Raw genomic sequence first — 23,877 nt, forward strand, 5'->3', positions numbered from 1 at the left:
CATGAAACTGCACGAACTGAAGCAAAAACGTAACACCATTGCCATCGACATGCGTGCGCTGCACGAAAAAATCGGTGACGCAGCCTGGACTGATGAGCAGCGCACCCAGTGGAACGCGGCTAAATCTGAACTGGATGCGATCGATGAGCAGATCGGGCGCCTGGAGGAACTTCGCCGCCTCGATCAGGTCCACGTTGAAGATCAGGAAGACGAGCAACGCCGTGAGCAGCGTAACAATACGCCGGAAGAGCAGAATGCCGGACGCAGCGCCGCTGCATTTGATAAGTTCCTTCGTCACGGCTTCGGTGAACTGTCCGCAGAAGAGCGCCATGCGCTTAAAGAACTGCGTGCCCAGGGAACTTCCACGGATGCCAAAGGCGGTTACACCGTGCCGACGCAGATGTTGAATAAAATCGTCGACTCAATGAAAGCCTACGGCGGCATCGCCAGCGTGGCACAGATCCTCAATACGTCGAACGGGCAGGACATTACCTGGTCAACGTCCGACGGTACTGCAGAAGAAGGGGAACTGCTGGGGGAAAACACGGAAACCACCGAAGAAGATGTGACGTTCGGCTCGGCAATTCTGGGCGCCAAAAAGCTTTCGTCAAAAATCATTAAGGTTTCTAACGAACTGCTGCAGGACAGCGGCGTTGATATTGAAGCATATCTGGCATCGCGCATCGGTCAGCGTATTGGCCGCGGTGAAGCCAAATACCTGGTGCAGGGCACCGGGACCGGCACGCCGGTGCAGCCGAAAGGTCTGGTGGCTTCCGTTACCGGGGCGGTAAACACGGCTTCCGCCACAGCGTTCACTTGGCAGGAAATGAACAAACTGAAACACGCGATCGACCCGGCTTACCGCAGCGGTCCGAAGTTCCGCTGGGCATTCAATGATTCCACCCTTCAGACTGTGGAAGAAATGGTGGACGCACAGAACCGACCTTTATGGTTGCCGAATATTATCGGCGGTGCGCCAGCAACGGTACTTGGGTACCAGTATGTGATCGACCAGGCCATTGACAGTATTGCGGCGGGGAAAAAATTCGCCTTCCTCGGTGACTTCGACCGCTTCATTGTGCGCCGTATTACCTATATGACGCTGAAGCGCCTGGTTGAACGTTACGCAGAATACGACCAGACGGCTTTCCTGGCGTTCCATCGTTTCGATTGCGTGCTGGAAGACGTGGCCGCTATCAAGGCGCTGGTGGGCAAACCAGCCGCATAACCGGCAAAAAAGCACAGTCACCGCCGCGTAAGCGGTTTTTTTATGCCCGTCATCTGGCGGGCATGGAGATTTTCATGCTGCTGACACTCTCAGAAATCAAGGCGCAACTCCGGCTTGATGAGGATTTCACTGATGAGGATACCCTTCTCGTGCTGCTTGGCAGCGCGGTGCAGGCGCGGACGGAATCATTTCTGAATCGTACCCTCTACGAGAAATCGGCGACTGTACCCGTAGAGGATCCTGAAGGGCTGGCGATGCCTGATGATGTGAAGCTCGGGATGCTCCTGCTGCTGACGCATTACTACGAAAACCGCTCGTCCGTCAGTGAAATTGAGAAGTCCGAAATGCCGCAGTCCTATAACTGGCTGGTTGGTCCCTACAGGTTTATCCCGCTATGAAGTTACGGCAGGCGCAGACCAGCGCAACTTATATCCTCCCCGACCCCGGTGAACTCGATAAGCGGGTGCAGATCCGCCAGCGCGTCGACACCCCATCGGATGATATGGGGACTGAGCCGACGTATCCGGTGCAGTTTTACGCCTGGGCTAAAGTGACACAGACCAGCGCAACCACATACCAGGAAACGGCCCAGACCGACAACGCGATAACGCATTACATCACGATCCGCTGGCGTTCCGGTATCACGAAGGATTTTGAAGTCGTGTGCGGTGACGAGGTGTTTCGTGTTCAGCGCGCCCGCGATCTCAACAGCAAGCGGCGTTTTTTGTTGCTGGAATGTACCGATCTCGGCGTGCCGTCCAACAGCGGAGGGAGCAGCAATGGCAACACCCTTTTTTCACGTTGATTTTCAGCAGCCCAATGAGATGCGCTTCAACCGCGCGCGGGTGCGACGGGCGTTTATTCGCATTGGCCAGAAGCACATGCGCGACGCCCGCCGCCTGGTGATGCGTCGTGGCCGCTCGGAACCCGGCGAAAACCCGGGATTTCAGAGCGGACGTCTGGCGAAGTCGATAGGCTTTATGGTGCCAAAGGCAAGTAAACGTCGCCCTGGCTTTATGACGCGTATCGCGCCTAACCAGCGCAACGGGCAGGGTAACAGGCTGATCACCGGCGATTTCTATCCGGCGTTTCTTTTCTACGGTGTGCGTGGTGGCGCACGGCGTCGCCGCAGTCATCATCGCGGAGCGTCTGGCGGCAGTGGCTGGCGCATGGCACCGCGTAACAACTTCATGGTTGAAACGCTCAACCACAACGCATCATGGACGCGTTATCTTCTCGCCCGCGAGTTGCGCCTCTCACTGAAGCCGGAGAAACGCCGAAAATGAAGCTGACCCCGATTATTGCCGCCCTGCGTGCACGCTGCCCTGTTTTTGAAAACCGGGTTGCGGGCGCTGCTCAGTTCAAGAACCTGCCTGAGGCCGGGAAGCTCGCCCTGCCGTCGGCCTACGTGGTGCCGGGTGATGATTCACCTGGTGAGCAAAAAAGCCAGACCGACTACTGGCAGGATCTGCGCGAGGGATTCTCCGTTATTGTTTTCGTCAGTAATGGGCGTGATGAGCGAGGGCAATGGGCCTCTTATGACGTTGTTCACGACATCCGCAACATGCTATTTAAGGCGCTTTTAGGCTGGAATCCAGAGGAACGCGGCGAACCGATCACTTATGACGGTGGCACGTTGCTCGACGTTAACCGCTACGAACTTACTTACCAGTTTGATTTTGTTGTCGATACCGAACTGTCTGATGACGATACCCGCCAGCCTGATGATCTTGATGCGCTGAGTGATCTCCTGACGCTGTCCATTGATGTTGACTTCATCGACCCCGGCGAGGGCCCGGACGGAAATATCGAACACCACACCGAAATTAACCTGCCAGGCACAACCGGCAACTGAGGGCCTCATGTTTGTAAAACCTGTTACCGGGCGGTCAGTACCTGACCCCGCCCGTGGTGACCTTTTGCCTGAAGAAGGGCGGAACGTCGAAGAGAACAACTACTGGTTGCGTCGCGAAGCCGCCGGCGACATCCAGCGTGTGGACGCTAAACCGAAGAAGGTGAATACCGATGACAATTAGTTTTAACAACATCCCCTCAACAACCCGGGTGCCATTGTTCTATGCCGAGATGGATAATTCGGCGGCGAACACCTCGCAGGATACTGCGCCCTCGTTGCTGATTGGGTATGCCAATACCGGCGCCACGATCACTGCCAATACGCTGGTGATCATGCCCTCCGCCGATTATGCAAAACAGCTTTGTGGCCTGGGAAGCCAGCTTGCCCGCATGGTTGAAGCGTACCGCGCCACGGATCCGTTTGGTGAACTGTACGTTATCGCTGTGCCGGAACCTGCCGCAGGCGCTGCTGCAACAATCACCCTGACCGTGACAGGTGCGGCGACGGAGAGCGGCACGCTGAGCCTTTACGTCGGTCGTACCCGTGTGCAGGTGGCTGTGGTCAATGGTGATGATGTCACCGCGATTGCCACCAGTATCAAAAATGCAGTTAACGCTGCGGGCTCTCTTCCGTTCACTGCCGCTTCTGCCTTGGGTGTTGTTACGCTCACCGCCCGGCATAAGGGGTTGTGCGGCAATGAAATCCCGGTATCCCTGAATTACTACGGCTACGGGAGTGGTGAAGTGTTACCCGCAGGTGTGGCCGTGGCGATCGCGACTGGCACTGCCGGTACCGGTGCGCCGGTGCTGACTTCCGCGATTGCGGCAATGGGGGATGAACCTTTTGATTATATCGGTCATCCGTTCAACGACCAGGCGTCGATTAATACGATTGCCAGCGAGATGAACGATACCAGTGGTCGCTGGAGCTATGCGCGTCAGCTCTACGGGCATGTGTACACCGCTAAGCTCGGAACCCTGTCCGAACTGGTGACGGCCGGTGACCTGTTCAACCTGCAGCACATCACCCTGGCAGGCTACGAAAAAGAAACGCAGACCCCGGCGGATGAGCTGGCGGCCAGCCGTACCGCGCGTGCGGCGGTGTTTATCCGTAATGATCCGGCGCGCCCGACGCAGACCGGCGAACTGGTGGATATGCTGCCGGCACCGAAGGGCAAGCGCTTCACGATGACGGAGCAGCAGTCTCTGCTGACCCACGGTATCGCGACCGCCTACGTCGAAAGCGGTGTGCTGCGCATCCAGCGCGATGTGACCACCTACAAGACGAACGCTTACGGCGTGGCTGACAACAGTTACCTCGACAGCGAGACGCTGCATACCAGCGCCTACGTCCTGCGCAAGCTGAAATCGGTGATTACCAGCAAATATGGCCGTCACAAACTGGCAAATGATGGTACCCGCTTTGGGTCCGGTCAGGCGATTGTCACCCCTGCTGTGATCAAGGGGGAATTGCTGGCAGCGTACCGCCAGATGGAGCGCGCCGGGATCGTCGAAAATTACGACCTGTTTAAGCAGTACCTGATCGTTGAGCGCGACGAGAATGACCCGAATCGCCTCAATACCCTGTTCCCGCCGGATTACGTTAACCAGCTGCGTGTCTTCGCCGTTGTTAACCAGTTCCGCCTGCAATATTCCGAGGAGACTGAATAATGTCCAAGATTGGCGGTACCTGTTACATCAAAGTTGACGGGCTTCAGTTGTCAGCTACGGGGGGCGTTGAAGTGCCGATGAATACCAACGTCAAGGATGACGTCGTCGGCCTGGCGGGTGATGTCGACTATAAAGAAACCCACCGCGCACCGTACACCAAGTTGACAGCGAAGGTTCCAAAGGATTTCCCCGTCAGCAAACTTTTTGATTCGGACTCTATGACGATTACGTCCGAACTGGCGAACGGGCAGGTGTATGTCCTTTCTAATGCCTGGGTGCATGGCGAAGCAAACCATAATGCCGAAGAAGGCACGGTGGATCTTGAATTCCATGGTGAAGAGGGGGGGTACCAGTGACAGAGCTTGAACTGAAAAAGCCGATTCAGGCGCATGGCGAAACGCTGAGCGTGCTGGAATTTGACGAGCCGACAGGAAAAGATGTGCGCGAGCTGGGTTATCCATACCAGATGAACCAGGACGAATCAATCAAACTTCAGGCGCACATCGTCGCCAAATACATCGTCAAACTGGCAAAGGTGCCGCTGAGCTCGGTGGATCAGATGTCACCCGGTGATCTCAATGCTGCCGGATGGATTGTCGCTGGTTTTTTCCTCCAGGGCTGACGGCTGAGTATCTCACTAACAGCTATTTCGACTGCGCCAGTTACTGGCGCATTAACCCTTTTGAATTGCTGAATATGCCAATCAGTGAGATCCCCGTACTGGTCAGCCAGGCAAACAGAATAGAGCGGGAGAAGAAAAATAATGGCTGAGTTTGAACTGAAAGCGCTAATTACAGGCGTCGATAAACTTTCCCCCGCGCTTTCCCGTATGCAAAAAAACCTTCGTGGATTTAAGAAAAAGGCCGAGGAGGCATCCAAAGGCGGCCTTGCTCTCGCTGGTGGACTTGCTGCCGGGCTGACTCTGTCCATGAAATCCTATGCGGACCAGGAAAATGCAGCAACGGGTCTGAAAGTGGCAATGATGCAGGCCAATGGCGAGGTCGGCAGCAGCTTTGAAAAAATCAACAAACTTGCCGTCGGGCTCGGTAATCAGTTACCTGGGACAACGGCTGATTTCCAGAACATGATGCAGATGCTGGTTCGCCAGGGCATACCCGCGGAAAACATCCTCGGCGGAGTAGGAAAAGCCACGGCTTATCTTGCGGTCCAGCTTAAAAAGACCCCGGAAGCTGCAGCAGAGTTTGCTGCAAAAATGCAGGACGCCACAGGGACAGCATCGGACGACATGATGGGGCTGTTTGATACCATTCAGAAGGCGTTCTATCTCGGTGTCGACGATACCAACATGCTCTCGTTTTTCACTAAAACCAGCTCCGTCCTGAAGATGGTGAATAAAGACGGGCTGAAAGCTGCGCAGGGTCTGGCGCCAATCAGTGTCATGATGGATCAGATGGGGATGGAGGGAGAATCGGCGGGTAACGCGTTACGGAAAGTTATTCAGTCCGGGCTGGACGTCAAAAAAGTTAAGGGCGTGAATAAAGTCCTGAAGCGTCAAAACCTCGGCGTGGATCTGGATTTTACTGACGGGAAAGGGGGTTTTGGTGGCCTTGATAACCTGTTTAAGCAGTTATCAAAACTGCGCAAATTAACGGACGTCAAACGCACCGGCGTGCTTAAAGCCATCTTTGGTGACGATGCAGAAACCCTCCAGGTAGTTAACGCGCTCATTGATAAAGGCAAGGACGGTTACGACCAGATACAGCAGAAAATGAACCAGCAGGCCACCCTCAACAAACGCGTTGAGGCTCAACTCGGGACACTGGCTAACCTGTGGGAAGCCATGACAGGCACAGCAACCAACGGCCTGGCGGCCATCGGTAGTGCATTTTCTGGTGACACCAAGAACCTCACCACCTGGCTTGGTGATCTTGGCGCACGATTCACAACCTTTGCCGATCAGAACCCGCGGGTTATTCGCAGTGTTGCCGGTCTCGCAGCGGGTCTCGTCACACTTAAACTTGGCATTATGGGTGTGGGCCAGGCCATTACGCTGGCGAGCCGTCTGGCTTCCATGACACCCCTTGGTATGATCCTCACCGCGATTGCACTGGCAGCCGGGTTAATTATTTCTAACTGGGATGTCGTTGGTCCGTATTTTAAAGAGATGTGGGATGTGGTCAGTCCCTACTTCGAAAAGGGCTGGGAGATTATCAAAAAGGTTTTTGCGTGGAGCCCGTTGGGGATCATTATTAATAACTGGGGCCCGATCGTTAAGTGGTTCCAGGACATGTGGGACAAATTGCAGCCGATCATTAAGTGGTTTACGGATGAGGCGACCGATACGGTTAACGCAATGAATTCAGCACAGTGGGGCGCTGGTGGTTATGGCGCGTATGGTACCGGGGTTGCCAGCCAGGGATATAACCCTTACGGCATAAGGCCTGTTTCTCAGCAGTCTAATGGCACGGTAACTGTCCAGTTTAAAGACGCACCGCCCGGCATGAGGGTGACAGAGGCCCAGGGAGGCGGGATGAACCTCAACACGGATGTGGGATATACCAGTCTATCCGGCTGGAATTACCAATATTAATCACTGCCATCAAATATGTCCGCTCCGGAGGTTTTATGTCCGGAGTACCGAGGTAGTGTTTTTTTAGCCGCCATAGACGTGATAGCTTTATGTAAAACGAAATTACCGTAAGAGTTTCACTCTGGGGGATGGTTATGCGTATTGCTATTTTGTTGTTAGTTGCCCTATGGACTTTTGGTGCTTCTGCTGAGCAATGTTATCCAGAATTTAGCGAGTCTGGTTTTTTAGCTTCTGTTGGCAAAAAACCTGTAAAGAAAACTGTGAAAAAAGAAGAGGGAACCACGAGGCATCAATATGAATTTAGAAAGGACCTTTCTGCTGAAGATGCATTAAGTGACGACGCAGATAAAAAATATGAACCTCAGTTTTATTTGACCGTATACGAACCACCATGCGCCAAGAAAGTAACTATATGGTTTCAAAAAGATAACGGAAATACCGAAAAATTAAGTAACGTTACCTTGGCTGGCAGGGCTTATAAGTATCTGACTGGTGTGGAGCCTGCGATATTTGAAAATAAAATGAAACGGTTTAATGAGGTTCAGCATTTCGAGTCATTTGACGATAAGGCTGATTCAAAATTCATAAAATCAGGCGACATCTTTTCTATTGAAGTGACTTTGAAATAATGAACTGATTCAAATAATATCAGAATCACACACCCGCTTCGGCGGGTTTTTTTATGCCCGGAGAACCTATGGCGTGGAAAGACAGGCTTGTTGATGCGTCGTTTCGCGGCGTCGCGTTTAAAGTTGAAACCGAAGATGCCGGGGTTGGCCGCCGTGTTGAAACTCACGAATTCCCCAACCGTGACAAGCCGTATACGGAGGATCTCGGCAAGGTCAGCTTTCGCCCCAACATTTCAGCTTATGTTATTGGTGAAGACTGTTATGACCAGCGCGACCGTTTAATCGAGGCGCTGAATAAGCCCGGCCCTGGCACGCTGATCCACCCGAGCTATGGTGAAGTTAAGGTGTGCGTCGACGGAGAGGCCCGCGTAAGCACCACTGCCAGCGATGGGCGCATGGTGCGATTCGACCTGCGATTTGTTGAGGCTGGCGAACTCTCTTACCCGACGTCAGGCGCTGCGACGGCGCAGAATCTGACAACGTCCTGCTCTGCGCTTGATGACTGCATAAGTAATAATTTCGACAACTTCAGCATCGATGGTGTGGCTGATTTTATTCAGAACGATGTGATCGGTACGGCTACAGAAATGATGGGTTATGTCACCGGCGCAATGAAAGTTGTGGATGCCGTCGTTTCTGATGCCGCCAGGCTTATGCAGGGGGATATCTCTGTTTTACTTCCGCCACCATCATCAGGAAAAACGTTTGTAAATCAGTTACAAACTATGTGGCGCGCAGGGAATCGCCTGTATGGAAATGCCAGCGATCTTTTCACGATGATTAAAACGTTTTCAGGCATCAGCCTGGGGAGCGATCTTCAACCCAGAGGCGTGTGGAAAACAGACAGTGTTACGACCAAAACCATAAAGCAGCAAAGCAACTATGTTGCCAGCGCTATCCGTACCACGGCGATCAGTGAAGCCGCCGCGGCAGTGGTAAACCTTCCATCACCGACATCCTCGACAGTGACCTCTACGACGGCCAGTGAGCAGACGGCAGGATGGCCCGCGGTTTCACATCCGGCACTGAACAATGCGACGGAAGAAACCACCACTGCCGTTCTGCCGACGTGGGACGAACTGGTGGATATCCGCGACACGCTGAATCAGGCGATCGATAAAGAGATGTCCCGCACGAATGATGACCAGCTCTTTCTTGCACTGCGCCGGGTGAAAGTGGATGTGAATGCCGACATCAATGACCGGCTTCAGCAGACACAAAAAACGGTTATCCGTACGCCTTCGGAAGTTACGCCAGCGCTGGTGCTGGCCGCGACATGGTATGACAACGCAGCACGGGAAAGCGATATTGTTCGCCGTAACGCCGTGGCGCATCCTGGCTTTGTCCCTGTAACAGCACTGAGGGTGCCAGTTCAATGAATGACAACGTAACGCTAAGGGTGGATGGCCGGGAGTGGGGCGGCTGGACCTCCGTTCGCATTGGTGCCGGTATTGAACGTCTCGCCCGGGATTTCAGTGTGGAAATAACCCGCGAGTGGCCGGGCAGTGATGGCACTAAATCACTGCAGCCCCGTATTAAAAACGGTGCAAAGGTAGAGGTACTCATCGGCGATGACCTGGTGATCACCGGATGGGTTGAAGCGACTCCGGTACGCTACGACGCCGGGTCGATCAGCACCGGCATCAGCGGGAGAAGCCTTACAGCGGACCTTATCGACTGCGCTGCCGATCCCAAACAGCTTAACGGTCGGTCACTTGTTCAGGTGGCCACCACACTGGCTGCCCCGTTTGGTATTGAGGTGATTAACTCCGGCGCGCCGACGGGATCAATCCCGTCAGTGCAGCCAGATCACGGTGAAACCGTACTGGAGGTGCTTAACAAAATGCTGGGTAAGCAGCAGGCGCTGGCGTACGACGACCCGCGCGGGCGGCTGGTCATCGGTGGCATCGGATCCACCCGCGCAACCACGGCGCTGGTGCTCGGGCAAAACATCATCAGTTGTGACACAGAGAAAAGCATCCGCGAGCGGTTTTCAACCTATCAGGTGAGCGGGCAGCGTTCCGGAAACGATGACGACTTTGGCGCGGCCACCACGACGGCGTTACGCGCAAAAACCGAAGATGCCGGGATCTCACGCTACCGGCCAATGGCAGTCCAGCAGACCGGGCAGGCCACCGGCGCAAGTTGTATTGCCCGTGCAGAGTTTGAAGCCCGCCAGCGTGCGGCGCGTACCGACGAGACCACATACACCGTGTGGGGCTGGCGTCAGGGTGACGGAACGTTATGGCAGCCAAACCAGCGAGTGATTGTGTTTGATCCGGTATGCGGTTTTGACAACCGTGAAATGCTGATCTCCGAAGTCACTTTCTCCAAAGACAACAACGGCACGCGGGCAGAACTGCGTATCGGGCCGCCGGATGCCTATCTTCCGGAACCGAAAGATCCGAAGAAACGTAAAAAATCATCTGCGGAGGACCCATTCTGATGCGCGCATTGCAGAACCTGCAACGGCAGGTACAGAGCCTTATCACCCGCGCGGTTGTCGGCAGCGTGAATGCGGCAACGAAATGCCAGACGGTGGATGTTTCGCTGATTGCCAGCGAAGAGAAAACCGGGGTTGAGCATCTGGAGCCATACGGCTTTACATCCCGCGCCGATGCGGGCGCAGAGGCTGTGCTTCTGTTTCCTGATGCTGACCGCTCGCATGCTGTAGCTATTGTCGTTGCTGACCGGCGGTATCGTCTGAAGGGGCTGGCCAACAAGGAGGTTGCCTTCCACGACGATCAGGGGCTGGTGATAAAACTCTCTCGTGACGGGATTGTCGTGGATGGTGGCGGTAAGCCGATCACCTTCATCAACGCACCGAAAGCACGCTTTGAGATGGACATCGAGGCGACCGGGCAGATTAAAGATCTGTGTGACAGCAATGGCCTGACTATGGCCGCGATGCGGGTTGCCTACAACGGACACCGTCACAAAGAGAACGGGCAGGGCAATAACACGGACACACCAACAACACCTATGGGGGCGTGATGGAGCTCTGGCTTGTGGTAAACGGGCAGCGCGTGAGCGCCAGCTCATCGCAGGACATGCTGACCCGCGCGGTGGTTATTTCACTTTTCACATGGCGGCGCGCCGAACCCGACGATAACGCGAATGTCCCGATGGGCTGGTGGGGCGATACCTGGCCTGTTGTACAGAATGATCGCTATGGTTCCCGCCTGTGGCTGTTGCAGCGCAGCAAACTGACCAACCAGTTAGTGCAGACCGTACGGGTTTATATCCGCGAGTGTCTGCAGTGGCTTATCGATGACGGAGTGGTTTCACGCATCGACCTGGATATCCGGCGCACCGGCATCAACGAACTGGCCAACAGCATTACCCTGTGGCGCCGGGACGGTCCGGTCACTGTTTCTTTTAACGATTTATGGAGCGCGATAACAGATGGCGGACAGTGAATTCCAGCGCCCGACGCTGGCCGAAAATATCAGCATGATCCGCACAGACCTTTTCGCGATGCTGGATGTGAGCGACACGCTGCGCCGCATGGATGAGGATGTCCGGGCAAAGGTGTACGCCGCTGCACTGCATACGGTCTACGGCTATATCGATTATCTGGCAATGAACATGCTGCCGGATCTCTGCGATGAAACCTGGCTGGCGCGTCATGCCGCGATGAAGCGATGCCCGAGAAAGGATGCAACGGCCGCCACCGGTTATATGCGCTGGGATGGTGTAACCAACGACATCACCGTCTCTGCCGGTGCGGTTATCCAGCGCGATGACCTTGTGCAATATACTGCCGCCGCTGATGCAACCAGCGCGGGCGGGATTCTGAGGCTACCCATTTCATGCAGCGAAACGGGAGTAACCGGCAATGCAGATGATGGCACGGCGCTGTCACTGGTCACCCCGGTTACCGGGCTGCCGTCTGGCGGCCTGGCTGACACGGTAACCGGCGGCTTTGACGTTGAGGATCTGGAAACCTGGCGTGCCCGCGTGCTGGAGCGTTATTACTGGACGCCGCTTGGCGGTGCTGACGGTGATTACGTGGTCTGGGCAAAAGAGGTTTCCGGCGTCACGCGTGCATGGGCATACCGGCACTGGCTCGGTACCGGAACGGTTGGCGTGATGGTGGCCAGCAGTGACCTTGTTAATCCCATACTGGACGATGTGACCGTTGCGGCCGTGCAGGCCTATATCGAACCACTGGCCCCGGTAGCGGGATCTGACCTGTATGTGTTTACCGCCGTGCCACATACCGTCAATTTCACGATTGACCTCAATCCTGATACGGCGACAGTACGGGCCGAGGTGGAAGCCGAGTTGAGATCATTCCTGCTGCGTGATGGTTACCCGGAAGGAAAACTTGAGCTATCCCGAATTAATGAGGCTATTTCCATCGCCACCGGCGAATACAGTCACACGCTGATTTCTCCTGTCGCGGATATCGCTATCGCGAAAAATGAGCTGGCAGTGCTGGGAGCTATCACATGGCTGTAACCAATGACGATTACATCAGCCTGCTGTCAGCGCTGTTGCCGCCCGGTCCTGCCTGGTCGTCTGAGGACCCGGCGATCAAGGGCGCAGCGCCATCTTTGCTTCGGGCTCATCAGCGTGCGGATGCGCTGATGCAGGAGATTGACCCGCGCACTACAACCGAACTGATAGATCGTTGGGAGAAAATTGCAGGGTTGCCTGATGAGTGCATTCCGGCAGGCACACAAACGCTCAGGCAGCGCCAGCGGCGTCTTGATTCAAAACTCAATCTGACCGGCGGCATTAACGAAGATTTTTACCTTTCACAACTTGCAGCACTTGGCATGCCTGGCGCAACGATAACCCGGTACGACAAAAGCGCATTTAAATGCACGTCGAAATGCACCGATGCGCTCTGGTCACCGGAGTGGCGCTATTACTGGCAGGTTAATATGCCCGCCGCGGTTAATGTCACAAGCATGACCTGCGTCGATAACTGTGAATCCCCGTTGCGCTGGTGGGGGGATACGGTTGTTGAATGCGTGATCAGCAAACTCTGTCCGTCACATACCTACGTAATTTTTAAATATCCGGAGTAACCATGCATCGTATTGATACGTCTACCGCTCAGGTAGATAAATTTGGCGCGGGCAAAAACGGCTTCACTGCGGGGAACCCGCAAACCGGAACGCCAGCAACCGATCTCGATGAAGCCTTTTTCGACATGCTCCAGGAGGAGCTGGCCGGGGTTGTTGAATCTTCCGGCGTTGCCCTTGATAAAACCAAACACAACCAGTTACTGACAGCCCTGAAAGCCTTGTTGCTTACGCGTGCAAATCCGTTTGCGGATATTAAAGCCGACGGGACCACAGTTGCAGCGCTCGGAAATCTGGGGGCAGCTCCGCTTGCAAGCCCGAACCTTACCGGAACGCCGACCGCGCCAACGGCAGTGACAGGTACAAACACAACGCAAATTGCCACGATGGCGGCGCTGCAAGCCGCGATCAACGATGCGCATACTTTCGCAGCATCTGGATACCAAAGACTTCCATCAAGTCTTCCTGATCACACTGGTCTCATGATCCAGTGGGGGAGTGGTCTGGTTAGCACGCCGGGGACATCGCAAACTTATACGTTGCCCCAGGCATTTACCACCGCGTTTTACCAGATTCTGATCAGCCACGACGATGGGCTCTCAACCACCACCAACATAGCTGCATTTGCCGCCGCGCCAGTAACATCAAGCCTCACGCAATTCAGTGCTGTTGGTTATCACTTAAATGGCGCGAGTACTAGCTGCGGATTCCGCTATATTGCAATCGGGAGATAATATGTTTTATTCGAAAAGTACTGGTGGGTTCTATGACGAATATAGTGTTGTGTTTCCGGATGATATTGTTGAAGTTTCTGAGCAAAAATACAATGAGCTATTCGACGGACAGTCTCAGGGTAAACAAATTGTAGCAGATGAAAATGGTTGTCCTGTGTTGATTATCCCGACTCTCAGTGACGAGCAAAGACTTGCGTTTAATAAGTTAGTTCAATCTCAACTTTATAATTCAGCACAAACTGAAATTACGTGGCGTCAATACTCACTTGATGCTGGAAGTGCGACGGAAAAACAGATTGCTCAGCTAACAAAATGGAAGGGGTATGTTGTATCGCTAATGACTATTGATTTAACATCATCATCGATTGAATGGCCTGCTGTTCCGGCTGAGTAATTAAAAAAGCCCGCATCATCGGGCTTTTTTAATCATGCGATTTTGCTCTTTAACGGTAGTCGTATTTTTTTACTTGCAATGTCATTTAGGATTTTTGTTATTGGTTTTTCAATCAAAAAATGCACAATTAATGCAACAATAAACGGTGTTACGATGTATATAAATATGCTGGATGTTGGATATGTAGGAATGTGCCTGAGCATCCACTGAAAAACAAGAATGTGGGTCAAGTATAATGAGTATGTAGCATCTCCAATCATCACTGATATCCTCGAAATAACACCGCTTTTCTTAATCCACTCCTCACACCCCAAAACCCCGCAAAACAATATTGCTGATGGTACTCCCCAAGCAATAGCTCTGTGAAGATTAACATCCCCAAACCTTACAATCATTCTCGGTGTGTTGTGATACCACTGACTCCAGTCGCCAGTCATGGCAATAACAATTAATGCAGATCCTGTAGGTATTAACATAGGCGCTGCTAACTGAAATGCGCTAGGGTATTTACAATATACTGAGTAAATCCAGTATCCAAACGCAAACTCAAAAAGTATTGGACATGACACCATACTAAAGAATGGTGATAATGCAACCGGGCGAAGGTTGAATAAAATAGGGACGGCAAAAATTAAAGCTGGGATATAAGGCTTTCTTATTTTTAAAATTATTAATATTGATATAACAAAATAAAAAAACATTTCAAACTGAAGCGTCCAGCCAACGCCCAATTTCGGATCTATGAATATGTCACCATACATTGAATTATGGATGCTCACAGGAAGCATTAACAATGAGTCAATGATGTATGGGAGATCAATATATTCAAACTTTAGATAGTTCATCTCGTATGCAAAAACTACGGTGATAATTGCATACATAGGCCAAATTCTTATTATCCTTTTTATAAAAAAGGAAAGTGCGCTATGAATACCCATGTCTGTTTTTGAAGTGGCTGCGGCCATAACGAAGCCGGAAATAATAAAGAATATATCCACTCCGATACCACCACCTGAGAACTTTCTATTTAAAGAAGAAACAAGGTATGGGTCAATGTGCGAAAAAAGCACGAGTGAGCATGCTATGACACGCAATAACTGAATGCTTATAAACATTTTTATTTTCATTCTCTAAACAATGAGTTGATAAAAGTTTAATGTTTTCTTACTAAAAACACAAAGTTTCTGCATAAGTCCTTCATGATTTGTTCATTTTTTGGCGCATAAAAATTTTATGGTATGCAACCCATTGCTTAGGCGAAGGAAAACATCTGCACTTATCCAGAATGCCCTTGGTCGGTGTTGATCTGTTCTCTAAAAACAACTACTGTATATATATACAGTTTTATTGATAGGTGCAGATCATGCCGCGAAAACCAGACATTTATGCTGCCTTTGTGGCCGCCGTCCAGCTCAACCCCAAAGGGTTTCAGTGTCTACGCACGGATGACTTTATCAGCGAACTCAGCCAGCGCAACTGGCACTTCAGCCAAAAGGATGCGAACGGATGGATAGAGACCTATCAGCCAGACTTCACTGACAGGACAACAAACTTCAGTGAAAACCGGTACTGGATACTGCGTAACATGGGGAGGGTTCGCTGATGGGTTTTCCATCCCCGGCAGCAGACTATACCGAGCAGACCATTACACCTGAGCTACTGTGCCGGGTAGACGCAAACTGCCAGGTGATAGAGACGAATACAGGCTATGCGGTTATTGATCGCTCGCTGCAACCAGCAGACGGTGACAAGGTGCTGGCGCTGTATGACGGACGCAGCCAGTTTGCAAAATGGATGGGTAGTACGCTGATCACTGATGACGGTGAAGCGATTGAGGGCGAGGCGCTGGACGAAGTGACGGTGTTCGGTGTGCTGACGTACACAATTAACCGGGTAAAGGATGATGACAGGGTGGTTTAATTCGTCAGGGATTTTAAGCCATAAAAAAGCCCGCGTGTGTGCGGGCTTTTCTGTAACGTGGGAGCCGCGGCTCCTTTACGTATCCTTTTTTGTCCCTTTGGTGTCCGGTCACCGTCCGGGATAAGTGGCTAACTTACTGTTTTTTAAGACTCTGTCCTGCCACTGTCCATGTATATTTGGTGGAGCTGGCGGGAGTTGAACCCGCGTCCGAAATTCCTACATCCTCGGTACTACATGCTTAGTCCAGTCTTTACATTCGCTTGCCAGCTGCGGACGGACACGCCACTAACAAACTAGCCTGATTAGTTTTAACGCTTCAACCCCAGGCAGGGCATCCGCGCGATCTCTTTTGGGTTTGACCTCTCTTGATCCCCGTCCTAAGAGCGGAGGCTAGGGAGAGAGGGCTTCAAAGCAGGTTATTAAGCTGCTAAAGCGTAGTTTTCGTCGTTTGCGACTATTTTTTGCGGCTTTTTACGAGGCCAACCGCCCCTCGGCATGCACCTTGGGTTTCGCAAATCCCGTCGAATCCAGAATCAGCCCCAAAAGTGTGAAACGAGTATAACACTTTTATGAAGCAGCATACCAGTCCATATCGCAGCAGTATTCTTTTCGGGGGGACTGTGTACACGGAGTATGAAGAGGAATAACCAGAACGAGGCGATAAGGGAACGTCAAACGGGAAATCATGCCCTCTCCCGGCGTGAGAGGGCGGAGCTGGGCGCTATCAGCGTCCCGCGTTTTTCATGATACGTGCTTTATCAAGCTGCCATTCGCGCTCTTTCAGATCGGAGCGTTTATCGTGCTGTTTCTTACCTTTCGCCACGCCGATTTTCACTTTGCACCAGGCATTTTTCCAGTACAGCGACAGCGCCACCACGGTGTAACCTTCGCGGTTGATGCGTCCGTAGAGTGAATCGAGCTCGCGTTGGTTAAGCAACAGTTTGCGCGTGCGGGTTGGATCGCAAACATAGTGGCTTGATGCCACGGTCAGCGGTGTAAAGTTGGCGCCAAACAGAAAGGCTTCGCCGTCTTTCAGAATAACGTAGCTATCGCCAATGTTTGCTTTACCGGCGCGCAGGGATTTTACTTCCCAGCCCTGCAATGCCAGCCCGGCTTCAAATTCCTCTTCGATGAAGTATTCATGGCGGGCGCGCTTGTTGAGCGCGATGGTTGCTGAACCAGGTTTATATGCTTTTTTCTTCGTCATATGTCGTGAAGCCATCCGGTAATCTGATATCTGAAACTGACCTCATTGCGTCCTGTGAGGTTTAACGCGTTATCTTAGCATGAGTTCCGGCGTAGCGTTTTCCTTTCATCCTGGGGAGATGTTATTATTTGTCGATTGTGTGAACGTGGAAGAACCGAATGCCTCAGATTAGCCGGACTGCGCTGGTTCCTTATAGCGCAGAACAAATGTATCAGTTAGTGAACGATGTAAAGTCCTACCCGCAGTTTCTGCCGGGCTGTACAGGCAGCCGGGTGCTGGAATCCGGGCCGACGCTGATGACCGCCGCCGTGGATGTTTCCAAAGCCGGGATCAGCAAGACTTTTACCACACGCAATACGCTGGAAACCAACCAGAGCATTTTGATGCACTTGGTGGATGGCCCGTTCAAGTCGTTGATCGGTGGTTGGACGTTTACACCGCTCAGTACCGACGCCTGCCGCATTGAATTCCAGCTCGATTTCGAGTTTACCAACAAGCTTATCGAACTGGCGTTTGGTCGCATCTTTAAAGAGCTGGCGTCAAATATGGTGCAGGCCTTCACCCTTCGGGCGAAAGAGGTTTACCGTGTCGGGTAAGATTGCCGTTGAAGTCGCCTATGCTTTACCAGAAAAACAGTATCTGCAACGGGTGACGTTGGACGATGGCGCAACCGTTGAACAGGCGATTCTGGCTTCGGGTTTGCTGGATCTTCGTGACGATATCGATCTGAACGTTAATAAAGTCGGCATTTACAGCAGACCGGCGAAATTACAGGATGTGGTGCGTGATGGCGATCGTGTGGAGATTTACCGCCCGCTGATTGCTGATCCAAAAGAGCTGCGTCGCCAGCGCGCGGAAAAATCCGCCAGCGTGAAAAAGTAATTCGGTTTAATTCGCCGCTGTGCTGGTTTTTAACAATGCGTTAAGGCGTGAGGCGGCGTTGTTCCATGGTGAGGCGGTATTAAACTGGATCATCCGGCCTCGTGTCCATTTCCCGTACCACTGCTGCTGATAGAGTGCTTCATCGCTGTAGCTTTCAACCAGCGTTACCAGGGCGTGATAGCACTGCTCCAGCTTTGCACGCAGTGTTACCCAGTCAGTGATATCCGCGTAATCGCTGTAGTACTTTTGCGCCAGTTTGCCGAGCTCATTCCATTTGAATCCCGTTGCCGGAAAATCGATTTGCTTTCCTGCCGCTTCCTGTTGATGCCAGTAAAGCACCTGTTCTCCCCACCCCAACAAATAGCTGACAAGGTTTGCGGCGCTCATTGTGGTGCCGGAAGCATGCCCTTCCAGCAGAGGCGTAAATGCGATATCTACAGGAGTGCGATCGAGTTTTTTCTGCAAAGTGAGCCAGGATTTCTCCATTGAAGCCAGTAGTTCATCTTTGCTTTGCGGTACAGCCATCATTTCCTCCCTGGAAACAAAAAAGGCGCCTTTCGGCACCTTTTTGTGGTTATGGTATTACTGTTTGGTCAGCGCGGGTTTGTTATCCAGATTGGTTAATACACCATTGCTGTTAAACGTCAGTGTCAGTGTCTGCTGAGTCACATCTTCATGGCCCGGTTGTTGACGGAACACGTAGAACCAGGTGTTGCTGCCAAACGGGTCTGTCATCATCGGCGTACCCAATGCATAAGCAACCTGCTGTTGCGTCATACCCACGTGGATTTTTGCAACGTCATTAGGTGTCAGGTAGTTCCCCTGATTGATATCAGGGCGGTAAACCACGCGTTCTACAGTAGAGCAACCAGCGGTCAACATCAGGAGAACCGCTGCGGCAGCAGTCAGCATTTTACAGCGCATAGTGATTTGATTCCTTTTCGGGCCCGAACAATACGTGGCTCATATGTAATATGCCGATGATAATAGACCTTTAGCCAGTTTAAAACCTTTGTGGCGGGGTCTGTTGTCGATTTTGTCGGGAACTCTGACCCTGAGAATTCAAAAAAGTTTACGCTGCCAGTAGCTCTTTCGCATTCGCCAGTGCATTCCTGGTCACTTCGCTGCCACCCAGCAAGCGCGCCAGTTCTTGTAAACGGGCACGTTTATCCAGCGGCTGCATATGCGTTTCGGTCATTGCGCCGTCGGTTTCTTTACTGACATAGAAGTGATGATGTCCGCAGCCTGCTACCTGCGGCAGGTGAGTCACGCACATTACCTGGGTAGATTCCCCTAACTGACGCAGCAGCTTGCCGACCACGGCGGCGGTAGGACCGCTAATACCCACATCCACTTCATCGAAAATGAGCGCCGGGGTTTCCATCTTCCGTGCGGTGATCACCTGGATTGCCAGTGCAATGCGCGACAGTTCACCGCCGGAGGCCACTTTGGCGATGGATTGCAGCGGTTGCCCAGGGTTGGTGGTGACACGAAATTCAATACGGTCGGCACCGTCAGCAGTCAGTGAACGGTCATCAAAGGCGACATCAATATCGAACACACCGTGCGGCATGGAGAGAGCGTGCATGCTGTCGGTGATCAACTGACTCAGCTCCTGTGCATATTTCACGCGTTGGTCATGCAGAAGCCGGGCGCTTTCCAGCGCCAGTTGATGGTGCTGGCTGACAGCCAGCGTCAATGTTTCTTGTGAATCCGCCTGATCGTCCAGCAACTGCTGCTCATTAAGCAGTGACTGGTGGAGCTGTGGCAACTCTTCCGGGCTGATATGGTGTTTGCGGGCAAGTGTGATCTGCCGGGCGATGCGCTGTTCCAGCTCATAAAGGCGATTCGGATCGAGATCCAGTCGGTCGCAGTAGTGGCGTAGCTCATCGCTGGCTTCGCTAATCTGGATTGCGGCTTCTTCCAGCATATCCAGCACGCCGGAAAGACGCGTATCCATGCCCGCCAGATCCGTCAGTAACTGGCGAGCGGTGTAGAGCTGACTTTGCAGGTTAACGTCTTCGCCATCCGCCAGTACGTTCAGTGCATGCTGGCTGGTAGAGAGCAGTTGCCCGCTGTTCGCCAGCCGTTTGTATTCTTCGTCGATTTGCTCAAACTCGCCCGGCTGCGGGTTAAATTCATTCAGCTCTTTTAGTTGATAGTGCAACAGCTCTGCGCGGGCTGTACGCTCCTGGCTCTGCTGCTGGTGCTGCGCCAGTTCACGGCAGCTCTGATGCCAGGCGCGGTAGTTCTCCGCCATTTGCAAAGTGAGCGCATACTCACCGGCATAGCCGTCGAGCAGGGTTTTCTGGTGTTCGGGTTTGATCAGCAACTGGTGTGCGTGCTGCCCGTGGATTTGGATGAGGAGCTGGCCCAGTTCGCGTAACTGAGAGAGGGGCACCGCCGTACCGTTGATAAAACCACGGGAGCGCCCGTCGCTGCTGATGACGCGGCGAAGTAAACACTCACGCCCATCTTCGAGTTGGTTCTCTTCCAGCCAGCGTTGAGCCGCGGGGGTGTCTTTCAACGCAAAGCGGGCACACAGATCGGCGCGGGGCGCGCCTGCGCGCACCATGTCGGCATCGGCGCGGCCGCCCAGGCACAGCCCGAGCGCGTCAATGGCAATGGATTTACCCGCCCCGGTTTCGCCGGTAATAGCCGTCATCCCGCTGTGAAAATCGATCTCAAGCTCACGAACGATAGCAAAATTACTGATGGTCAGTTGTGCCAACATGGTTGCTTTCCTGTATGAAAAACCATAACTGTGTTTTCGTACAGTATAAACTGGTTTTATATACAGTAAAGTGTTGTGTGGTGATTTTCAGAACAATTTTTTCGACCAGCCGAGCTTCGAGCTTAATGTATTGAAATAACTGTAATCTTTAGGATGGATTAAGTTCAAATGATAGTCGCAGCGGCGGATTAGCACGTCTTCGCCTTCCTGAATTGGCAGGGCGATTTGGCTGTCGCAACTGACTTCCAGATCGCTGCGGCGATGTGAGAAACGCAGGCGGATGGTGCTGCTGCTGTTGATGACCAGCGGGCGTGCCGACAGCGTATGCGGGAACATCGGCACCAGTGTGATGGCGTCCAGCGACGGCGTCAGAATCGGCCCGCCTGCAGAAAGCGAATAAGCGGTGGAGCCGGTTGGCGTCGAGATAATCAGCCCGTCGGAACGCTGAGAAAATGCAAAAACTTCGTCAATATAGACTTCGAATTCGATCATATGGGCCACTTTGCCCGGGTGCAGCACCACTTCATTAATGGCAGTGCTGATGCGCTTCTGGCATTCCTGCTGGCAGACCTGCACTTCCAGCAGAAAGCGTTTTTCGGCGATATAATGCCCTTCCAGCACATCCGCCAGCTGCTGTTGGGCGTTATCCGGGTCGAGGTCGGTGAGAAAACCGAGATTGCCGCGGTTAATGCCGATAACATTGATATCATAACGGGCGAGGGTGCGCGCCGCGCCTAGCATATTACCGTCGCCGCCGACCACCACTGCCAGATCGCCATACTGACCAATTTCCGCCAGCGTGCCGGTCCGCACATTTTTGAGCTGCAGTTCCTGGGCAATCTGTTGTTCAACAATGACGTCGTAGCCTTTGGCGCTGAGCCAGCGATAAAGCATTTCATGTGTGGTCAGTGCGGTAGGGTGCCGTGGGTGCCCGACAATACCAATACACTTGAAATGGTGGGTCATGTTCTGCGGTCCTTGTGGCGAATGAATGATGACAATCTGTCACGTTCCCTTGAATCCCGGAAACTGATCCCCATAATAAGCCAGGTTAGCGAGATGAATGCAAAAAAACGCGGAGAAATTCATGAGTAGTAAAGAACAGAAAACGCCTGACGGGCAAGCCCCGGAAGAAATTATCATGGAACAGCACGATGATGTTGAGGCCGTTGTTGAGTCTGACGATTCTGCTGAGCAGGTGGATCCGCGCGATGAGAAAATTGCGAATCTTGAAACGCAATTAGCTGAAGCGCAAAACCGTGAGCGCGAAGCCGTTTTACGCATCAAAGCGGAAATGGAAAACCTGCGCCGCCGTACCGAACAGGACGTTGAGAAAGCGCATAAATTCGCGCTGGAAAAATTCATCAACGAACTGCTGCCGGTTGTCGACAGCCTGGATCGCGCACTGGAAGTGGCGGACAAAAACAACGCGGATATGGCGCCGATGGTTGAAGGTATCGAATTGACGCTGAAGTCCATGCTGGACGTGGTGAAAAAATTCGGTGTGGAAGTGATTGCTGATACCAACGTTCCACTGGATCCGAACGTGCATCAGGCCATTGCGATGGTCGAGTCTGATGAGGTTGAAGCCGGTAAAGTGCTGGGCGTGATGCAAAAAGGTTATACCCTGAACGGCCGCACTATTCGTGCCGCGATGGTGACCGTTGCGAAGGCGAAGGCGTAAGCGTCCCTGAGCAGAGACCCTCTCCCCGGAGAGGGTTTTTTTCATCTGCGTTATTCGGTCACGCTTTCCCGCAGCGTTTTTACCGGGATCACTTTCACCTGTTTGATCATATTGTCCTGTACGTCGAGAATATCGATATCGTACTGCTCAATACGCACGCGCGTACCGATGGCGGGGATCTCTTCCAGTGCTTCCAGCAGCATGCCATTTATGGTGCGGGCTTCCTCTTCCGGTAGCCGCCAGTTAAAGGCTTTGTTCAGTTCGCGCACGCTGGCGCCGCCTTCGATAATCACCGAGCCGTCATTCTGCGGCGTGGCTTCGTCTGCGAGCGCTGGCGACATGGAGGTGGTGAAGTCTCCGACAATCTCTTCGAGAATATCTTCTACCGTGATTAGCCCCTGAATATCACCATATTCGTCGACCACCAGGCCGACTTTCTTTTTATTACGCTGGAATTTCACCAGTTGCACGCTGAGCGGCGTGCCTTCCGGCACGTAGTAGATTTCGTCGGCGGCGCGCAGCATCACCTCTTTGGTGAACTCTTTTTTCTCGGTCATCAGGCGATAGGCTTCGCGCACGCGCAGCATACTGATTGCATCGTCCAGCGAGTCGCGATACAGCACAATACGACCGTGCGGCGAGTGCGTGAGCTGACGGACAATGGATTTCCAGTCATCGTTAATGTCGATGCCGACGATGTCGTTGCGCGGCACCATAATGTCGTTAACGCTGACCTTTTCCAGATCGAGCACCGACAGCAGCATGTCCTGATTACGACGGGAGATTTGCGAACGCGATTCGTTGACGATGGTGCGCAGTTCGTCTTTGCTGAGCGCGCCGCTGACCACCACATCGGCTTTGATCCCCACCATGCGCATTAAAATGCGGGTGACGCCGTTGAGCAGCCAGACCAGCGGCAGCATGATCACTTGCAACGGGGCCAGTAGAAAGCTGCTCGGAAAGGCGACCTTCTCCGGGTAGAGGGCGGCGATGGTTTTGGGCAGCACCTCGGCAAACACCAGCACCACGAAGGTCAGTACGCCGGTGGCGATAGCGACGCCAGCATTGCCGTACAGGCGCATGCCGACAATGGTGCCGATAGCTGAAGCGAGAATATTGACCAGGTTGTTACCAATCAGCACCAGGCTTATCAGGCGGTCCGGTTTGCGCAGCAGCTTTTCAACGCGGCGGGCCGCGCGATTACCCTGCTTAGCCAGATGGCGCAGGCGATAGCGGTTGAGCGTCATCATCCCGGTTTCAGAACCGGAAAAATACGCCGAAACCACGACCATAATGACCAACGTGATGATCAGTGTCGTGGTGGAGATGTGTTCCAGGGGGAACTCCTTTGTT

30 protein-coding genes and 1 other RNA gene are annotated in these 23,877 nt (G+C 52.9%); 23 read left to right on the top strand and 8 right to left on the bottom strand.

Annotation, left to right across the window (positions count from 1 at the left end; genetic code table 11):
* Window position 1 precedes the first annotated feature (1 nt).
* From N7922_RS05950 to N7922_RS06040, 19 genes are all read left to right on the top strand, one after another.
* On the top strand, window positions 2-1,228 hold the full coding sequence (locus N7922_RS05950) for a phage major capsid protein (protein WP_263099681.1): 1,227 nt from the start codon (window positions 2-4) through the stop codon (window positions 1,226-1,228).
* A 74-nt stretch (window positions 1,229-1,302) separates the two neighbouring features.
* Window positions 1,303-1,626 carry a head-tail connector protein gene (locus tag N7922_RS05955; protein ID WP_263099682.1) on the top strand — a complete coding sequence of 108 codons (324 nt, stop codon included), beginning with the start codon at window positions 1,303-1,305 and terminating at the stop codon, window positions 1,624-1,626.
* A complete protein-coding gene (locus tag N7922_RS05960) occupies window positions 1,623-2,033 on the top strand; it encodes a phage head closure protein (protein WP_061493558.1) in 411 nt (136 codons plus the stop codon). The genes N7922_RS05955 and N7922_RS05960 overlap by 4 nt, the downstream gene beginning before the upstream one ends.
* A complete protein-coding gene (locus tag N7922_RS05965) occupies window positions 2,008-2,514 on the top strand; it encodes a hypothetical protein (protein ID WP_263099683.1) in 507 nt (168 codons plus the stop codon). Before N7922_RS05960 ends, N7922_RS05965 begins: the two co-directional genes overlap by 26 nt.
* Window positions 2,511-3,083 carry a hypothetical protein gene (locus N7922_RS05970; protein ID WP_263099684.1) on the top strand — a complete coding sequence of 191 codons (573 nt, stop codon included), beginning with the start codon at window positions 2,511-2,513 and terminating at the stop codon, window positions 3,081-3,083. The genes N7922_RS05965 and N7922_RS05970 overlap by 4 nt, the downstream gene beginning before the upstream one ends.
* Window positions 3,084-3,090: 7 nt before the next feature.
* The gene (locus N7922_RS05975) at window positions 3,091-3,264 is read left to right on the top strand and encodes a DUF2635 domain-containing protein (protein WP_071889894.1); all 174 of its coding nucleotides are present in this window, start codon (window positions 3,091-3,093) and stop codon (window positions 3,262-3,264) included.
* Window positions 3,254-4,753: a phage tail sheath subtilisin-like domain-containing protein gene (locus N7922_RS05980; RefSeq protein WP_263099685.1), complete on the top strand. Its 1,500-nt coding sequence runs from the start codon at window positions 3,254-3,256 to the stop codon at window positions 4,751-4,753. Before N7922_RS05975 ends, N7922_RS05980 begins: the two co-directional genes overlap by 11 nt.
* The gene (locus N7922_RS05985) at window positions 4,753-5,109 is read left to right on the top strand and encodes a phage tail tube protein (RefSeq protein WP_263099686.1); all 357 of its coding nucleotides are present in this window, start codon (window positions 4,753-4,755) and stop codon (window positions 5,107-5,109) included. The genes N7922_RS05980 and N7922_RS05985 overlap by 1 nt, the downstream gene beginning before the upstream one ends.
* Window positions 5,106-5,375 (top strand): phage tail assembly protein, encoded by a 270-nt coding sequence (locus tag N7922_RS05990; RefSeq protein ID WP_263099687.1) that lies wholly within the window; start codon window positions 5,106-5,108, stop codon window positions 5,373-5,375. Before N7922_RS05985 ends, N7922_RS05990 begins: the two co-directional genes overlap by 4 nt.
* Window positions 5,376-5,516: 141 nt before the next feature.
* The gene (locus N7922_RS05995) at window positions 5,517-7,304 is read left to right on the top strand and encodes a phage tail tape measure protein (RefSeq protein ID WP_263099688.1); all 1,788 of its coding nucleotides are present in this window, start codon (window positions 5,517-5,519) and stop codon (window positions 7,302-7,304) included.
* A gap of 134 nt (window positions 7,305-7,438) precedes the next feature.
* A complete protein-coding gene (locus N7922_RS06000) occupies window positions 7,439-7,933 on the top strand; it encodes a hypothetical protein (protein WP_263099689.1) in 495 nt (164 codons plus the stop codon).
* A 68-nt stretch (window positions 7,934-8,001) separates the two neighbouring features.
* Window positions 8,002-9,312 carry a DNA circularization protein gene (locus N7922_RS06005; RefSeq protein ID WP_263099690.1) on the top strand — a complete coding sequence of 437 codons (1,311 nt, stop codon included), beginning with the start codon at window positions 8,002-8,004 and terminating at the stop codon, window positions 9,310-9,312.
* Window positions 9,309-10,379 carry a phage baseplate assembly protein gene (locus N7922_RS06010; RefSeq protein ID WP_263099691.1) on the top strand — a complete coding sequence of 357 codons (1,071 nt, stop codon included), beginning with the start codon at window positions 9,309-9,311 and terminating at the stop codon, window positions 10,377-10,379. Before N7922_RS06005 ends, N7922_RS06010 begins: the two co-directional genes overlap by 4 nt.
* Window positions 10,379-10,927 (top strand): phage baseplate assembly protein, encoded by a 549-nt coding sequence (locus N7922_RS06015; RefSeq protein WP_263099692.1) that lies wholly within the window; start codon window positions 10,379-10,381, stop codon window positions 10,925-10,927. Before N7922_RS06010 ends, N7922_RS06015 begins: the two co-directional genes overlap by 1 nt.
* Window positions 10,927-11,352 carry a phage GP46 family protein gene (locus N7922_RS06020; RefSeq protein WP_263099693.1) on the top strand — a complete coding sequence of 142 codons (426 nt, stop codon included), beginning with the start codon at window positions 10,927-10,929 and terminating at the stop codon, window positions 11,350-11,352. The genes N7922_RS06015 and N7922_RS06020 overlap by 1 nt, the downstream gene beginning before the upstream one ends.
* Window positions 11,339-12,397 carry a baseplate J/gp47 family protein gene (locus N7922_RS06025; RefSeq protein WP_263099694.1) on the top strand — a complete coding sequence of 353 codons (1,059 nt, stop codon included), beginning with the start codon at window positions 11,339-11,341 and terminating at the stop codon, window positions 12,395-12,397. The genes N7922_RS06020 and N7922_RS06025 overlap by 14 nt, the downstream gene beginning before the upstream one ends.
* Entirely contained in the window at window positions 12,388-12,972 is a 585-nt protein-coding gene (locus N7922_RS06030; RefSeq protein WP_263099695.1) for a YmfQ family protein, read from the top strand. The genes N7922_RS06025 and N7922_RS06030 overlap by 10 nt, the downstream gene beginning before the upstream one ends.
* 2 nt (window positions 12,973-12,974) lie before the next feature.
* Window positions 12,975-13,703 carry a hypothetical protein gene (locus tag N7922_RS06035; protein ID WP_263099696.1) on the top strand — a complete coding sequence of 243 codons (729 nt, stop codon included), beginning with the start codon at window positions 12,975-12,977 and terminating at the stop codon, window positions 13,701-13,703.
* Window position 13,704: 1 nt separating this feature from the next.
* Entirely contained in the window at window positions 13,705-14,097 is a 393-nt protein-coding gene (locus tag N7922_RS06040; RefSeq protein ID WP_263099697.1) for a tail fiber assembly protein, read from the top strand.
* A gap of 32 nt (window positions 14,098-14,129) precedes the next feature.
* Here N7922_RS06040 and N7922_RS06045 read toward each other — a convergent pair whose 3' ends face one another.
* Complete coding sequence (locus tag N7922_RS06045) at window positions 14,130-15,212, bottom strand: acyltransferase family protein (RefSeq protein WP_263099698.1); 1,083 nt, start codon at window positions 15,210-15,212, stop codon at window positions 14,130-14,132.
* A 487-nt stretch (window positions 15,213-15,699) separates the two neighbouring features.
* On the opposite strand from N7922_RS06045, the gene N7922_RS06055 reads away from it, so the two are divergent.
* Window positions 15,700-16,017 carry a hypothetical protein gene (locus N7922_RS06055; RefSeq protein WP_263099700.1) on the top strand — a complete coding sequence of 106 codons (318 nt, stop codon included), beginning with the start codon at window positions 15,700-15,702 and terminating at the stop codon, window positions 16,015-16,017.
* A 177-nt stretch (window positions 16,018-16,194) separates the two neighbouring features.
* On the opposite strand, the gene ssrA is transcribed toward N7922_RS06055, so the two are convergent.
* Both ssrA and smpB read right to left on the bottom strand, forming a co-directional pair.
* Window positions 16,195-16,558, bottom strand: a transfer-messenger RNA (tmRNA) gene (ssrA, locus tag N7922_RS06060).
* A gap of 183 nt (window positions 16,559-16,741) precedes the next feature.
* On the bottom strand, window positions 16,742-17,224 hold the full coding sequence (gene smpB / locus N7922_RS06065; RefSeq protein ID WP_061493575.1) for an SsrA-binding protein SmpB: 483 nt from the start codon (window positions 17,222-17,224) through the stop codon (window positions 16,742-16,744).
* A 158-nt stretch (window positions 17,225-17,382) separates the two neighbouring features.
* Here smpB and N7922_RS06070 point away from each other — a divergent pair, with 158 nt between their 5' ends.
* Window positions 17,383-17,820 carry a type II toxin-antitoxin system RatA family toxin gene (locus tag N7922_RS06070; RefSeq protein ID WP_263099701.1) on the top strand — a complete coding sequence of 146 codons (438 nt, stop codon included), beginning with the start codon at window positions 17,383-17,385 and terminating at the stop codon, window positions 17,818-17,820.
* Window positions 17,810-18,106, top strand: coding sequence for an RnfH family protein (locus tag N7922_RS06075; protein ID WP_263099702.1), 297 nt, complete (start codon window positions 17,810-17,812; stop codon window positions 18,104-18,106). Before N7922_RS06070 ends, N7922_RS06075 begins: the two co-directional genes overlap by 11 nt.
* A 6-nt stretch (window positions 18,107-18,112) precedes the next feature.
* On the opposite strand, the gene N7922_RS06080 is transcribed toward N7922_RS06075, so the two are convergent.
* From N7922_RS06080 to nadK, 4 genes are all read right to left on the bottom strand, one after another.
* Window positions 18,113-18,631, bottom strand: a complete 519-nt coding sequence (locus N7922_RS06080) for a ClbS/DfsB family four-helix bundle protein (RefSeq protein WP_263100844.1) — start codon at window positions 18,629-18,631, stop codon at window positions 18,113-18,115.
* Window positions 18,632-18,688: 57 nt separating this feature from the next.
* The gene (gene bamE, locus N7922_RS06085; RefSeq protein WP_263099703.1) at window positions 18,689-19,030 is read right to left on the bottom strand and encodes an outer membrane protein assembly factor BamE; all 342 of its coding nucleotides are present in this window, start codon (window positions 19,028-19,030) and stop codon (window positions 18,689-18,691) included.
* Between the two features lie 148 nt (window positions 19,031-19,178).
* Window positions 19,179-20,840, bottom strand: coding sequence for a DNA repair protein RecN (gene recN, locus N7922_RS06090; RefSeq protein WP_263099704.1), 1,662 nt, complete (start codon window positions 20,838-20,840; stop codon window positions 19,179-19,181).
* 87 nt (window positions 20,841-20,927) lie between these two features.
* Window positions 20,928-21,806, bottom strand: coding sequence for an NAD(+) kinase (nadK, locus tag N7922_RS06095; protein ID WP_061493581.1), 879 nt, complete (start codon window positions 21,804-21,806; stop codon window positions 20,928-20,930).
* A gap of 121 nt (window positions 21,807-21,927) precedes the next feature.
* Here nadK and grpE point away from each other — a divergent pair, with 121 nt between their 5' ends.
* Complete coding sequence (gene grpE / locus N7922_RS06100) at window positions 21,928-22,524, top strand: nucleotide exchange factor GrpE (protein ID WP_263099705.1); 597 nt, start codon at window positions 21,928-21,930, stop codon at window positions 22,522-22,524.
* A 50-nt stretch (window positions 22,525-22,574) separates the two neighbouring features.
* On the opposite strand, the gene N7922_RS06105 is transcribed toward grpE, so the two are convergent.
* The gene (locus N7922_RS06105; protein ID WP_263100845.1) at window positions 22,575-23,861 is read right to left on the bottom strand and encodes an HlyC/CorC family transporter; all 1,287 of its coding nucleotides are present in this window, start codon (window positions 23,859-23,861) and stop codon (window positions 22,575-22,577) included.
* Window positions 23,862-23,877 lie beyond the last annotated feature (16 nt).

It is taken from the genome of Kosakonia sp. ML.JS2a, assembly GCF_025642095.1.
In the GTDB taxonomy this organism is placed as follows: domain Bacteria; phylum Pseudomonadota; class Gammaproteobacteria; order Enterobacterales; family Enterobacteriaceae.